At 72.6% G+C, this 13,956-nt stretch carries 10 protein-coding genes; 7 read left to right on the top strand and 3 right to left on the bottom strand.

Features of this window, described 5'->3' with window-relative positions; all coding sequences use genetic code 11:
• Nucleotides 1-3 precede the first annotated feature (3 nt).
• Both AQJ30_RS14355 and galE read right to left on the bottom strand, forming a co-directional pair.
• Nucleotides 4-4,338, bottom strand: a complete 4,335-nt coding sequence (locus AQJ30_RS14355; RefSeq protein ID WP_425424146.1) for an aminotransferase class I/II-fold pyridoxal phosphate-dependent enzyme — start codon at nucleotides 4,336-4,338, stop codon at nucleotides 4-6.
• Nucleotides 4,339-4,478: 140 nt separating this feature from the next.
• On the bottom strand, nucleotides 4,479-5,537 hold the full coding sequence (galE, locus tag AQJ30_RS14350) for a UDP-glucose 4-epimerase GalE (protein WP_067233363.1): 1,059 nt from the start codon (nucleotides 5,535-5,537) through the stop codon (nucleotides 4,479-4,481).
• A 145-nt stretch (nucleotides 5,538-5,682) separates the two neighbouring features.
• Between galE and AQJ30_RS14345 the strand changes: the two genes are divergently transcribed.
• The 3 genes from AQJ30_RS14345 to AQJ30_RS14335 all read left to right on the top strand — a co-directional run bounded on the left by AQJ30_RS14345 (nucleotide 5,683) and on the right by AQJ30_RS14335 (nucleotide 8,313).
• The gene (locus tag AQJ30_RS14345) at nucleotides 5,683-6,255 is read left to right on the top strand and encodes a TetR/AcrR family transcriptional regulator (RefSeq protein WP_067233361.1); all 573 of its coding nucleotides are present in this window, start codon (nucleotides 5,683-5,685) and stop codon (nucleotides 6,253-6,255) included.
• 115 nt (nucleotides 6,256-6,370) lie between these two features.
• Nucleotides 6,371-7,549: an acyl-CoA dehydrogenase family protein gene (locus AQJ30_RS14340; RefSeq protein ID WP_067233597.1), complete on the top strand. Its 1,179-nt coding sequence runs from the start codon at nucleotides 6,371-6,373 to the stop codon at nucleotides 7,547-7,549.
• Between the two features lie 2 nt (nucleotides 7,550-7,551).
• A complete protein-coding gene (locus tag AQJ30_RS14335; protein WP_067233359.1) occupies nucleotides 7,552-8,313 on the top strand; it encodes an SDR family NAD(P)-dependent oxidoreductase in 762 nt (253 codons plus the stop codon).
• Between the two features lie 33 nt (nucleotides 8,314-8,346).
• Here AQJ30_RS14335 and AQJ30_RS14330 read toward each other — a convergent pair whose 3' ends face one another.
• On the bottom strand, nucleotides 8,347-9,132 hold the full coding sequence (locus AQJ30_RS14330; protein ID WP_067233357.1) for a GntR family transcriptional regulator: 786 nt from the start codon (nucleotides 9,130-9,132) through the stop codon (nucleotides 8,347-8,349).
• A 300-nt stretch (nucleotides 9,133-9,432) separates the two neighbouring features.
• Here AQJ30_RS14330 and AQJ30_RS14325 point away from each other — a divergent pair, with 300 nt between their 5' ends.
• The 4 genes from AQJ30_RS14325 to AQJ30_RS14310 all read left to right on the top strand — a co-directional run bounded on the left by AQJ30_RS14325 (nucleotide 9,433) and on the right by AQJ30_RS14310 (nucleotide 13,956).
• Nucleotides 9,433-10,452, top strand: a complete 1,020-nt coding sequence (locus AQJ30_RS14325; RefSeq protein ID WP_067233356.1) for a sugar ABC transporter substrate-binding protein — start codon at nucleotides 9,433-9,435, stop codon at nucleotides 10,450-10,452.
• Nucleotides 10,452-11,528, top strand: a complete 1,077-nt coding sequence (locus tag AQJ30_RS14320) for an ABC transporter permease (protein WP_067233354.1) — start codon at nucleotides 10,452-10,454, stop codon at nucleotides 11,526-11,528. Before AQJ30_RS14325 ends, AQJ30_RS14320 begins: the two co-directional genes overlap by 1 nt.
• A 5-nt stretch (nucleotides 11,529-11,533) precedes the next feature.
• Nucleotides 11,534-12,487, top strand: a complete 954-nt coding sequence (locus tag AQJ30_RS14315) for an ATP-binding cassette domain-containing protein (RefSeq protein WP_067233595.1) — start codon at nucleotides 11,534-11,536, stop codon at nucleotides 12,485-12,487.
• A 212-nt stretch (nucleotides 12,488-12,699) separates the two neighbouring features.
• Nucleotides 12,700-13,956, top strand: a complete 1,257-nt coding sequence (locus tag AQJ30_RS14310; protein WP_067233352.1) for a serine hydrolase domain-containing protein — start codon at nucleotides 12,700-12,702, stop codon at nucleotides 13,954-13,956.

The following is a 13,956-nucleotide window of genomic DNA, read 5'->3' as shown; positions in this document are numbered from 1 at the left end:
GCCTCACCCCTCGTGCCGCAGCGCGGAGCGTTCGTCCAGGGCCGTCAGCGCCTCGCACAGCCGGTCCACGTCCCGGTCGGAGTTGAGCGCGGTCAGCTGGACGCGGAAGCCCACCCGGTCGCGCGGCACCAGCGGGTACGCGGCGAGCGTCACGTACACCCCCCGGTCCCACAGGAAGGCGGCGACCGCCTCCAGGTCGTCCGCGTCGGCCAGCGGGAACTCCACGATCGGCAGCTCGTTGGACCCGGGCGTCTCCAGGTGCAGCGCGTGGACGTGGTCCAGCAGCCGCACGGTCTTGCGGTGCAGGTCGGCGCGGATCGCGTCGCCCCGGCGGTCGTTGACGTCCAGCCCGGCCCGCGCGGTGGCCAGCGAGGCGGTGGGGGAGGGGCCGGAGTACAGGTAGGGCCCCGCCGCGACCTTCAGCCGGTCCTTCAGCGCCGTGGGCAGCGCGAGGAACGCCAGCAGCGACGAGTACGCCTTGGAGAAGCCCCCGGCCAGCACCACACCCTCGTACGACGCCCCGGTGTGCCGCACCACGCTGTTGCCGCGCACGCCGTACGGGCAGGGCTCGTCGGGCGACCGCTCGCCGATGACGCCGAAGCCGTGCGCGTCGTCGACGTACAGTGTCGCGCCCCGCCGCCGGCAGATCCCGGCGAGCGTCGGCACGTCCGCGATGTCGCCGCTCATGCTGTTCACCCCGTCCACGCACACCAGCCGCGGCCCCTGCGCCGGCAGGTCCCGCAGCAGGGCGTCCAGCTGCTCGGGCCGGTCGGCGCGGAAGCGGCGCAGGGTGGCTCCCCCGGCACGGGCCGCCACGCAGCCGTCGTAGACCGTGCGGTGCGCGGTGGCCTCGACGAGGACGTGCCCGTGGTCGGCCAGGACCGGGATCACCGACTGGTGGATCAGGGTCAGCGTCGGCAGCAGCAGGGTGTCCGGCGCCCCCAGCAGCGCGGCGAGCCGCTCCTCGAGGTCGGGGTACAGCCGGGGGCTGCCCAGCAGCCGCGACCAGCTCGGGTGCGTGCCCCAGCGGCGCACGGCGGGCTCGACCGCGGCGACCACGTCCGGGTCGTGGTCCAGGCCGAGGTAGTTGCAGGAGGCGAAGTCGATCAGCCAGTGGTCGCCGGAGCGGATGTGCCGGCCGCGCACCTCGTCCAGGACGGCGTCGCTCATCGGGCTGGTCCGCCGCAGCCGCTCCAGGTCCGCCCAGCGGTCCCCGGCCGGGGCCCGCCGCGGGGCGCCGGAGCCGTGCGGGGCGGACGCCCGGCTCAGCGCGGCCGCTCCCTGCTCCAGCGTCAGCGGGCGCGCGAACAGGTAGCCCTGTCCGTACCGGCAGCCCATCGACGTCAGCAGGTCGCGCTGCGCCTGCTCCTCGATGCCCTCCGCGATCACCTGCAGGCCGAGCGTGTCCGCGATGTGCACGATCCCCTCGACCAGCGCCACCTGCCGCGCGTCGCGCGGGATGCCGTCGATGAATGTCTTGTCGTTCTTCAGCACGTCGAGCGGGAACTCCCGCAGGTAGCGCAGCGAGGAGAACCCGGTGCCGAAGTCGTCCACGGCGATCCGCACGCCCAGGTCCTTCAGGTCCCGCACCACCCCGTCCAGCCGGTCGTCGCGCTGCATCAGCACCGACTCGGTCAGCTCCAGCTGGAGCGAGCCCGGCGCCAGCCCGGGCGTGTCCAGCGCCCGGCACACCTCGCCCAGGAAGCCCTCGTCGCGCCACTGCCGGCCGGAGACGTTGACGCTGACGAACGGCGGCGCCGCGCGCGCCGGGCCGCGCTGGAGGCGGGCCATGTCGGCGGTGGCGCTGCGCAGCACCCAGGCGCCCAGCGGGGTGATGTGGCCGGTCTCCTCGGCGAGCGGGATGAACTGGCAGGGCGGCACCGGCCCGTGGGCGCGGTGCGGCCAGCGCGCCAGCGCCTCGAAGCCGACGATCTCCCCGGCGGTGAATTCCACGACCGGCTGGTAGCGCAGCGCGAACTCCTCGTGGGCGACGGCCGCGTCCAGCCGGGCCCGCAGGTCGTGCCGTTCCGCCATGCGCGTGCGCAACTGGGGCTTGAAGCGCCGCCACTGGCGTTTGCCCGCCGCCTTCGCCGCGTACAGCGCCAGGTCGGCCAGCGCCAGCAGCTCCTGGGCGTCGGCGCTGTCCCGGGCGGTGGCCACGCCCACGCTCGCCGAGACGCCGTACGTGCCGCCCGCCAGGGAGAAGGGCCGGCTCAGCGTCTGGATCACCTGGGCGGCCAGCAGCTCGGCGTCCAGCGGCCGGCGCGCGTCCTCCATCAGCACCGCGAACTCGTCACCGCCCAGCCGGGCCGCGGTGTCGGTGCGGCGCAGCGTCCCCGCCAGCCGCTCGGCGACCGCGCACAGCAGCCGGTCGCCGACGGGGTGGCCCAGCGTGTCGTTGACGATCTTGAAGTCGTCGAGGTCGATGAAGAGCAGACACGTCAGGCTCCCCTCCCGGCGGCCGCGCAGCAGGGCGCGCCCGCTGCGTTCGAGCAGCAGGGTGCGGTTGGGCAGGCCGGTGAGGGAGTCGTGGAACGCCCGCTGGGTCAGCTCGTGCTCCAGCTGGCGCTGTTCGGTGACGTCCCGCAGGGTGATCACCAGACCGCCCACCGTGTCGTCGCCGCGTAGGTCGCGGCAGCGCACCTCGACCTCGATCCGGCCGCCGTCGCGCGCCACCCACCAGTGGTCGTGCGTCTCCTGCCGCCCGGGCCGGCCCAGGGCCCGCAGCGCACGGTCCACGCGGTCGCGGTCGCCCGGGTCCACCAGGTCGCTCAGCGCGGTGCCGGTCAGGTCGGCGCTGCCGAACACGGCCCCCGCGGAGGGGCTGGCGTAGCGGACGGTGGAGTCGTCCTCGACGATCAGGATGACGTCGGAGGCGTGGCGCACCAGCGTGCGGAAGTACGCCTCACTGCGCTTGCGGATGATCTCCTGGCGCAGCATCACCCGGTCGACCGCCAGGGCCGCGTGCGAGGCGAGGATCTCGACCGAGCCGCGCACCTCGGTCAGCCGCCGCGACGGTCCGGCCGCCACCAGCGTCCCGGCGCCCTCGGCCCCCGCCGCACGCTCGGGCCGGGCCATGGGGCACAGCAGCGCCGACGGCAGCCCGCCGAGCCGCCCGGCGAGTGCCGGTTCCAGCCGGGAGACGGGCACGAGGCGCGGGGCCGGCCCGCCGGGCGCGGGCGACGGCCGTCCGGGTGGCGCGGGCGACCCGGCGTCCGGGGCGCGGGGGGCGGGGCGGGCCGCCTCGGGTGACAGCAGCAGCGTGCGGTGCGGCACGTCCGGGCCGATCAGCTCGGCGACCGCCCGCTCGCAGGAGCGGGTGACCTCCTCCGTGTCGGTGGCACCCACCAGGGACGCGGTCGCCCGGCGCAGCACCTGCTCGCGCGTGATGGCCTTGCGGTGCGTCACGACGATCCCCGCCAGGCGCAGGATGACCAGCAGGAACAGGGCGCTGGAGACGCCGGCGAGCACCGTGGCGTCGTGGACGTGACCCAGCCGCTCCTCGGCCAGCAGCACCGCCGGCGCGGTCAGCGTCGCCGCGGCCAGCAGCACCAGCCGGCCGCGCGGCGGCATCAGCGCCGGGGCCAGCGGCTCGGGCTCGGTGAGCCGGGACATGGACGGGTGCAGCGCGGCCAGGCCCCAGGACGCGTAGAACACCACCCAGCCGGTGTCCAGCCAGGTGCCGGTCTGCCAGGACCCGTTGAGCTGCAGGATGCCGTACGCGATGTCGAAGCACAGCAGGGTCGCCGTGCCGACGCACAGCAATTGCACCGCCCGGTTGCGTCCTTCGACCGGTCCGCGAGCCAGCAGCCGGGCCAGCATCGCCAGCACCAGCACGTCGCCCAGCGGGTAGGCGATGCTGATGGCCCGCTGCTCCCAGGTCAGGCCGTCCAGGGTGGCCAGCGGCTGCACCAGGTACACCCACACCGGCAGCGCCAGGCCCGCGGTGACGATCATCGCGTCGAGCAGGCTCGGCAGGTCCCGGTCCACCCACCGGTAGCGCACCAGCCCGAACAGCCCGGCGGCGAACAGCGGGTACACGGCCAGGTAGGCCGCGTCCGAGGGCGACGGGAAGGGGTTGGCCGCCGCGAAGTACTGCTCCTGCACGTTGTAGTACGTGTCACCGGCGCAGAACGCCAGCAGGCCCGCGGTGAGCACCAGCCAGGGCCAGCGGTGCGCCGGCCGGTTCACCCGGATCCCGACGGCCATCGCGCAGGCCGCCTCCACGCCGATCAGCGCCCACAGCGGGGCCAGCAACGGAGGCAGGAGCAGGTACAGCACGGTGAGGATCCCGACCAGGGTCAGGTGCGCGGCCATCAGCCGGCGGGTGAGCTGCACGAGCGGTCGCCTCCCCCGAGTCGGCGGACACCGGGGGGCGGAACACGTCGGCTTGGGTCGCTACCCGACAGATCGTAGGCACGTGCGGGCCCGCCCGCATCTCGGACCGGCGGGTGCCGTGCCGTGCGGGGGCCGCCCCGCTACGCCTCCGCCAGGCCGGGCCGGCGCGGGGAGCCCGCGTAGCCGTGCGGGTTGAGCCGCTGGAAGCGCCAGGCGTCCCGGCACATCGTGTCCAGGTCGCGGCCCGCCCGCCAGCCCCACGCGCGCGCCACCGCACCCGGGTCGGCGACGAGCGCGGCCACGTCGCCGGGACGCCGGGGCGCGATCTCGTAGGGTACCGGCCGGCCGCAGGCCCGGGAGAAGGCGCCGATCACCTCCAGCACCGTGCGGCCCTCCCCGAGGCCCAGGTTGTACACGTGCAGCCCGGACGCGTCGGAGAGGTGGTCCAGGGCCACCCGGTGCGCCTCGACGGTGTCCATGACGTGCAGGTAGTCCCGTACGGCGGTGCCGTCGCGGGTCGGGTAGTCGGCGCCGTGGACGCGCAGCCGGTCGCGCCTGCCGACCGCGACCTGCGCGAGGTGGGGCATCAGGTTCTCGGGCGTGCCGTTCGGGTCCTCGCCCAGCAGGCCGCTGGGGTGGGCGCCGACCGGGTTGAAGTAGCGCAGGCACAGCACGGTGTACTCGGGGCGGCGCCGGCAGACGTCGGCGAGGATGCGCTCGCAGTGCCACTTGGACGCGGCGTAGGGGTTGGTGGGGCGGGCCGGGACGGACTCGTCCAGCGGGCCGGGGCCCGCCTCGCCGTAGACCGAGCAGGACGAGGAGAACACCAGCCGGTGCACCCCGTGTTCGTGCATGGTGCGCAGCAGCGCCGTGGTGCCGCCGACGTTGGTGTCGTAGTACTCGACGGGGGAGAGGGTCGACCCGCTCACCGACTTCAGCGCGGCGAAGTGCAGCACGGCGTCCACGGTGTGCCGGGCGAACACCGCCGACAGGGCGTGCCGGTCGCGCACGTCCAGCTCGTAGACGGCCCCGACGAAGCGGCCGGCGACGCGCTCCACGCGCGCGTAGACCCGCGGGGTGCTGTTGGAGTAGTCGTCGACCGCGATCACCTCGTAGCCGTGGTCCAGCAGTTCCACGCACGCGTGGCTGCCGATGAAACCGGCCGCTCCGGTGACCAGGACGGTGGACGGTGCGCTCATGGGCTGCCCCGCTCCTGAGGTGCTGCCACGTGCAGACGACGTACGTTTACGACGTAAACTCCTGCTCCGTACGACTCTGCTCCCCTCGCGCGCCCCCGTCAAGGCCGGGGCCGGGCGCCCTTCCGGGCGCGGATAGGCTGGGACCATGCCGTCCCCCCGCCGTACCGCCCGCCAGGCCGACCTGCTGGAACGACTCGTGGCACTGCTGACGGCCCAGGGCTTTGCCGACCTCACCCTCGACGACCTCGCCGAACGGCTGCGCTGCTCCAAGACGACCCTGTACCAGCTCGCCCGCAGCAAGCAGGGCCTGGTCGTCGAGGCGGTCAAGCACTACTTCCGGGGGGCCACGGAGGCGGTGGAGAAGAGGGTCGCCCAGACCGCCGACCCGTCCGACCGGGTGCGCGCCTACCTGACCGCCGTCGCCGAGCAACTGCGGCCGCTCTCGCGCCGCTTCCTGGACGACGTGGCGGACTTCCCGCCCGCCCGCGAGGTGTACGAGGCCAACACGCGCATGGCGGCGGAGCGGGTGCGGCAGCTGATCGCCGAGGGCGTCTCGGACGGTGCCTTCCGGGACGTGCACACCGCGTTCGTGGGCGAGGTCGCCGCGGCCACCATGCGGCAGATCCAGCAGGGCGAGCTCAAGGCGCGCACCGGGCTGAGCGACGCCGAGGCGTACGAGCAGCTGGCCTCGCTGATCGTGCACGCCGTCTCGTCCTGACGACCCGGCCCTCTCGGCTCCCGGAAGGACCGGGGCCCCTACTGTGCCGGGCCCCCTTGCCGTACGCTGAATGATACTGTCGTACTCCTTCCAGTATCGTTTCGTGGAGGTCACCATGCCTGCCACTCGTGCCCTGCCGACCGAGGAAGCCGTCGAGCTCATCCAGCTCACGCGCATCCTCGCCGCCAAGGAACTCGCACCCCGGGTCGCCGAGGCGGAGGCCGACGAGGCGTTCCCCCGGGACGTCTTCCGCACGCTCGGCCGCAGCGGGCTGCTCGGACTGCCCTTCGCCGAGGAGCACGGCGGGGCGGGCCAGCCGTACGAGGTCTACCTCCAGGTGCTGGAAGAGATCGCCGCGGTCTGGTCCAGCGTCGCCGTCGGCGTCTCCGTGCACGCGCTGTCGTGCTTCCCGCTGTCCCGCTTCGGCACCCCCGAGCAGCAGGCCGAGTGGCTGCCCGACATGCTGGGCGGCGAGTTGCTGGGCGCCTACTGCCTGTCCGAGCCGCACGCCGGCTCCGACCCGGCCGCGATGCGCACGCGCGCGGTGCGCGACGGCGACCACTACGTCCTCGACGGCGCCAAGGCGTGGACCACGCACGGCGGGCACGCCGACTTCTACACGGTGATGGCGCGCACCTCCGAGGACCGCACCCGGGGCGTGTCCTGCTTCCTCGTCCCGGCCGGCACGCCCGGCCTGAGCGCCGACCCGCCCGAGCGCAAGATGGGCCTGACCGGCTCCGCCACCGCCACCATGCGGCTGGACGGCGTGCGGGTGCCCGTTCAGCGGCGCGTCGGCGAGGAGGGCGAGGGGCTGAAGATCGCGCTGGCCTCGCTGGACTGCGGCCGGCTCGGCATCTCCGCCGTCGCCACCGGCCTCGCCCAGGGCGCCCTGGACCACGCCGTGCGCTACGCCCGCGAGCGCGAGACCTTCGGCAAGCCGATCATCGAGCACCAGGGGCTGGCCTTCGTCCTGGCCGACATGGGCGCCGCCGTGGAGTCCAGCCGGGCCATCGCGCTGGCCGCCGCCCGGCTGAAGGACCAGGGGCTGCCCTTCACGCGCGAGGCGTCGATCGCCAAACTCGTGGCGACCGACAACGCGATGAAGGTGACCACGGACGCGGTGCAGGTGCTCGGCGGGTACGGCTACACGCGCGACTTCCCCGTCGAGCGCTACATGCGCGAGGCCAAGGTCATGCAGATCTTCGAAGGAACCAACCAGATCCAGCGCATGATCATCTCTCGTGCGCTGGACCGGAGCGAGGGCGGTGTGCTCACCGTCCTCGGCAAGGAGTGATGATGCAGCTCGACAACACCGCCGCCCTCGTCACCGGCGGTGCGTCCGGCCTGGGCGCGGCCACCGCGAAGGCCCTCGCCGAGCGCGGCGCGCGGGTCTTCGCCCTGGACCTCAAGGACGCCGTGGACGGGGCCCCCGAGGTGGCCGGCGTCACCTACCTGGCCGCCGACGTCACCGACCCCGAGCAGGTGCGCACCGCCGTCGCCGCGGCGGCCGGCGCGGGCGTCCCGCTGCGCACGGTCGTCAACTGCGCGGGCATCGGCCCGTCCATGCGCATCCTCGGCAAGAAGGGGCCACACGACCTCGCGCTGTACGCGAAGGTGATCCAGATCAACCTGATCGGCACCTTCAACGTCATGACGCTCGCCGCCGAGGCCATCGCGCAGACCGAGCCGGTCGACGAGCACGGGCAGCGCGGCGTCGTCGTCAACACCGCCTCCATCGCCGCCTACGACGGCCAGATCGGGCAGGCCGCCTACGCCTCCTCCAAGGGCGGCGTCGTCGGCCTGACCCTGCCGGCCGCGCGCGACCTGGCGCAGTACGGCATCCGGGTGTGCACCATCGCCCCGGGCATCGTGGACACCCCGATGATGGCCACGGTCTCCGAGGAGTTCCGCACCTCCCTGGCCCAGGGCGTGCCCTTCCCGCACCGGTTCGCCCGGCCGGAGGAGTACGCCGAGCTGGCCCTCGCCATCGTCGGCCACGACTACCTCAACGGCGAGACCGTCCGCATGGACGGCGCCCTGCGCATGGCGCCGCGCTAGGACTCGTCCCCCGGGCCCGCTGCTGGTCCCCCCTCACGGCCGGACCAGCAGCTGGAACTCGAAGGCGTACCGGGACGCGCGGTACACGTGCGTGCCGTACTCGACCACCCGCCCGGTGTCGTCGTACGCCGTGCGCCGCATGGTCAGCAGGGCCGCCCCCTCCGCCTCGTCGAGGCGGGCGGCCTCCTCGCCCGTGGCCGAGCGGGCCCCGATCGTCTGCCGGGCGCTGTGCAGGGTGATGCCCGCCGCCCGCAGCATCCGGTACAGACCCGTCGACTCCAGCCGCCCGGTCTCCAGCTCCAGCAGCCCGGCGGGCAGGTGGTTGCGCAGGAACGCCACCGGCCGGCCGTGGGTGCTGCGCAGCCGCTCCAGCACGACCACCTCGGCGCCCTCCGGCACGGTCAGCGCGGCGGCGACATCGGCGCTCGCCGGGACGCGCTCGTTGCGCAGCACGCGCGTGCTCGGACCCTGCCCCGCGGCCTCCAGGTCGTCGTAGAGGCTGCTCAGCTCCAGCGGCCGTCGCACCTGGCTGTGCACGACCTGCGTGCCCACTCCGCGGCGCCGCACCAGCAGGCCCTTGTCGACCAGCGACTGGATCGCCTGGCGCACCGTCGGCCGGGACAGGCCCAGCCGTGTCGACAGGTCGATCTCGTTGCCCAGCAGGTCGCCCGGGGCCAGTGCCCCGTGCTCGATCGCCGCCTCCAGCTGCTGGGCGAGCTGGTAGTACAGCGGGACCGGGCTGCCGCGGTCCAGGACGAAGCGCAGGGCGTCGACCGCGGAGCCCGGCAGGGCACGCGCGCGGCCACCGGTGCTCGGCATCGGGGCACCTCCTCGGACGGGGGCGGTGAGGGGTACGTGCGTGCGCCGGGGGTAGAGATCATCCGCGCCGAGGGTGCGGACCCGGCCCCCCAGGTGTAGGCCCCGCCCACCGGGACTGTCAATGGTTTGTACTTACATTCTGACCTTGTTGTGAAATGATGTCCTAACAAAGTATTGACAGGGGGCGCCCCAGGGAATTGGATTCCGTCCCAACAGCGCACGAGCGCACCGGGCCCCGGATCCCCGCGATCCTCATCGGAACCCGCCGTTTCTCTCCGTCGCACAGTGAGGTGCAGGAAGATGGACCGCTCTTCTCCCTCCCGCTCCCGCAGAATCGCCCCGGTCGTGGCCATGGCCGCGGCGGTGGCCCTGACCCTCGCCGGCTGCTCCAGCAGCTCCGGCGGGAAGAAGGCCGAGGAGGGAGGCGCCGACGCCTCCGCGGGCAAGGCGAACACCCCCCGGATGACCGTCGCCCTGGTGACCCACCAGTCGCCCGGCGACACGTTCTGGGACATCGTCCGCAAGGGCGCCGAGGCCGCCGCGGCCAAGGACAACATCAAACTCGTCTACTCGGCCGACCCCAACGCCGGCAACCAGGCCAACCTGGTGCAGAACGCGATCGACCAGAAGGTCGACGGCATCGCGGTCACGCTCGCCAAGCCCGACGCCCTCAGGAGCGTCGCAGGCAAGGCCAAGGCGGCGGGCATCCCGGTCGTCGGCCTGAACTCCGGCGTGAGCGACTGGAAGAAGCTCGGCCTGCTGGAGTTCTTCGGCCAGGACGAGACGGTGGCCGGCGAGGCGCTCGGCAACAAGCTCAACTCGGTCGGCGCCAAGAAGGCCGTCTGCGTCGTCCAGGAACAGGGCAACGTCGGCCTGACCCAGCGCTGCGACGGGGTGAAGAAGACCTTCTCCGGTTCGCTGGAGAACCTCTACGTCAACGGCACCGACATGCCCTCGGTGAAGTCGACGATCACCGCCAAGCTCAAGCAGGACTCCTCCCTGGACCACGTCATCGCCCTCGGCGCCCCCATCGCGCTGACCGCGGTGCAGTCGGTGACCGACGCCGGCAGCAAGGCGAAGGTCGCCACCTTCGACCTCAACAAGGACCTCACGGGCGCGATCTCCAAGGGCACCATCGAGTTCGCCGTCGACCAGCAGCCCTACCTCCAGGGCTACCTGGCCGTCGACTCGCTGTGGCTCTACAAGAACAACGGCAACTACATGGGCGGCGGTGAGCAGCCGGTGCTGACCGGCCCGGCCTTCGTCGACAAGTCCAACGTCGACTCGGTCGCCCAGTTCGCCGCGAAGGGCACCCGGTGATGAGCATGACCCAGCAGGCTGGGCCGGCGGTGGGCACACCGCCGGCCCCCGGCCCCCGGGAGAAGGACGGCCGGACCACCCGACGCCCGCTCGCCCTGCGCCTGTTGGGCCGCCCCGAGGTCGGGGTGTTCCTCGGAGCCGTGGCGGTGCTGGTCTTCTTCCTGATCGCCGCCCCGACCCTGCGCCAGGGCAGCTCCATGGCGACGGTCCTCTACCAGTCGTCCACCATCGGCATCATGGCGCTGCCCGTGGCCCTGCTGATGATCGGCGGCGAGTTCGACCTGTCGGCCGGCGTCGCCGTCATCACCTCGGCGCTCACCGCCAGCATGCTCAGCTTCCAGCTCACGGTGAACGTGTGGACCGGCGTCCTGGTGGCGCTCCTGCTGTCCCTCGCCATCGGCTGGTTCAACGGCTGGATGGTGGTCAGGACCGGACTGCCGAGCTTCCTGGTCACCCTCGGCACCTTCCTGATCCTCCAGGGCGTCAACCTCGCGGTGACCAAGCTGGTCACCGGCAACGTCGCCACCGACGACATCAGCGACATGGACGGCTTCGACCAGGCCAGGAAGGTCTTCGCCTCCTCCTTCGACGTCGGCGGGGTCCAAGTGAAGATCACGGTGGTGTGGTGGCTCGTCTTCGCCGCCCTCGCCACCTGGGTGCTGCTGCGCACCAAGTACGGCAACTGGATCTTCGCGGTCGGCGGCAACAAGGACAGCGCCCGCGCCGTCGGCGTCCCGGTGACCTTCACCAAGATCACACTGTTCATGACCGTGGGCTTCGGCGCCTGGTTCATCGGCATGCACAACCTGTTCTCCTTCAACACCGTCCAGTCCGGCGAGGGCGTCGGCCAGGAGCTGATCTACATCGCCGCGGCCGTCATCGGCGGCTGTCTGCTCACCGGCGGCGCCGGCTCGGCCATCGGCCCGGTCTTCGGCGCGTTCATGTTCGGCATGGTCAACCAGGGCATCGTCTTCGCCGGCTGGAACCCCGACTGGTTCAAGGCGTTCCTCGGCGTGATGCTGCTCGGCGCCGTCCTGATCAATCTGTGGGTCCAGCGCACGGCGACCCGGAGGTGACCGCGATGACGAACGACGACACACACGGCGCGATCCTCGCCGACGACAGCGTGCCCGGCAGCGCCGACGGCGCCCTGGTCGAACTGCGCGGCGCGGGCAAGTCGTACGGCAACATCCGTGCCCTGCACGGCGTCGACCTGACGGTGCACCCGGGCCGGGTGACGTGCGTGCTCGGCGACAACGGCGCCGGCAAGTCCACCCTCATCAAGATCGTCTCCGGGCTGCACCAGCACACCGAGGGCGAGTTCCTCGTCGACGGCGAGCCGGTGCGCTTCAGCACCCCGCGCGAGGCCCTCGACCGCGGCATCGCCACCGTCTACCAGGACCTGGCGACCGTGCCGCTGATGCCGGTGTGGCGCAACTTCTTCCTCGGCTCGGAGATGACCAAGGGGCCCTGGCCCGTACGGCGTCTCGACATCGCCCGGATGAAGAGGACCGCCGACGAGGAACTGCGCAACATGGGCATCGTCCTCGACGACCTCGACCAGCCCATCGGCACCCTCTCCGGCGGCCAGCGCCAGAGCGTCGCCATCGCCCGCGCCGTCTACTTCGGCGCCCGCGTGCTCATCCTGGACGAGCCCACCGCCGCCCTCGGCGTCAAGCAGTCCGGTGTGGTCCTGAAGTACATCGCCGCCGCCCGCGACCGCGGCCTCGGCGTCATCTTCATCACCCACAACCCCCACCACGCCTACATGGTCGGCGACCACTTCAGCGTGCTGCGCCTGGGCACCCTGGAACTGTCCGCCGCGCGCAGCGACGTCAGCCTGGAGGAGCTGACCAACCACATGGCCGGCGGTGCCGAACTGGCTGCGCTCAAGCACGAGTTGGCGCAGGTGCGCGGCGTCGACACCGAAGGGCTCCCCGAGGAGGCGGACCTCACCGCGCCCACGGCGACCCCATCGGCGCCGAAGGCGACCACCGCGGCCCCGACGGCGACCGGATCCGAGGGAACCGCCTGACAGCGGCCGGGGACCGCGGTGCGGGGCAACGCCCGTGCCGGGGCCCCGGCGGCAGCGACGACGCGCCCCGCGCGCTCCCGACAGGACGGCGCGCGGGGGCACTCCTATGCTGGTCGGTACGGGAATCGTCCGGCGTTTCGCCGCCTTCCGTCCCGCCGCCCTCCATGACGACGCGGGACCGGCCCTCACGCGTCCAGCCAGGGAGTGCACCCATGTCGCCTGCGTCCGTACGACTGCGCAGGGGGATCGTCGTCGCCGCCGCGGTGGGAGCGCTCGTGGTGCCCCTCGCGGGGGCCACCGCAGCGCCCCAGTCCCCGCCGGGGTCCCTCGCCGCGGCCGGCCGGTCCTCACCGTCCCCGTCCCCCTCCCCGTCCGGGGGCGTCGTCGAACTGACCCCCGCCGTGCAGCGGCAGCTCGACGACGCCGTCCAGCAGGTGATGAAGGAAGCGGGCGTCCCCGGCGTCAGCGTCGGCGTCTGGACCCCCGACAAGGGCGAGTACGTGAAGTCCTTCGGCGTCGCCGACAAGAACACCGGCCGTCCGATGACGCCCGACCTGTACCTGCGCATCGGCAGCGAGACCAAGACGTTCACCGTCACCGCGCTGCTGCAACTCGTCGACCAGGGCAAGGTCGGTCTGGACGACACCATCGGCAAGTACGTCGAGGGCGTCCCGAACGGCGACAGGATCACCTTGCGCCAGCTGGCCGGGATGCGCAGTGGACTGTTCAACTACTCCCAGGACGAAGCCTTCTTCAAGGCCCTCACGTCCGACCCGCAACGCCACTTCAGCCCGCAGGAACTGCTCGACTACGCCTTCAAGCACCCCGTGCTCTTCCCGCCGGGCGAGAAGTTCTACTACTGCAACACCAACCTGATCCTGCTCGGCCTGGTGGTCGAGAAGATGTCCGGGCAGCAGCTCGCCGGTTACATCCACGACCACATCCTCGAGCCCGCCGGCCTGGACCACACGTCCTTCCCGGCCGGCGCCGAGTTCCCCGATCCGCACGCGCAGGGCTACACGGACCAGACCGCCACCGGCCAGGTCGAGGACACCGCCGACTGGAACCCCTCCTGGGCCTGGGCGGCCGGCGCCATGATCTCCCAGCTGCAGGACCTGCGGGTGTGGGCGCGCACCGTCGCCACCGGCCAACTGCCCGACGGAGACCGGATGGTCAGCGAGGCCACGCAGAAGCAGCGGCTCGCCACGCCCCCGACGTCCATCCCCGGCGCGGGTTACGGCCTCGGGATCTTCGACGTCCAGGGGTGGATCGGCCACAACGGTTCACTGCCGGGCTACGAGTCGCTGACCGTCTACCTGCCGTCGGCGCAGGCCACGTTGGTGGTCATGCTGAACACCGACATCAACTACAAGGGCCAGGAGCCCAGCACCGTGTTCGGCGACGCGATCACCCGGATCATCTCGCCGGACCACGTGTTCGACCTGCCGGCGGAACCGGCGGCCCACTGA

Source organism: Streptomyces longwoodensis (genome assembly GCF_001514125.1).
Lineage (GTDB): Bacteria > Actinomycetota > Actinomycetes > Streptomycetales > Streptomycetaceae > Streptomyces > Streptomyces longwoodensis.
The sequence above is the reverse complement of the archived record's forward strand: the minus strand, read 5'-3'. Positions and strand labels throughout refer to the sequence as shown.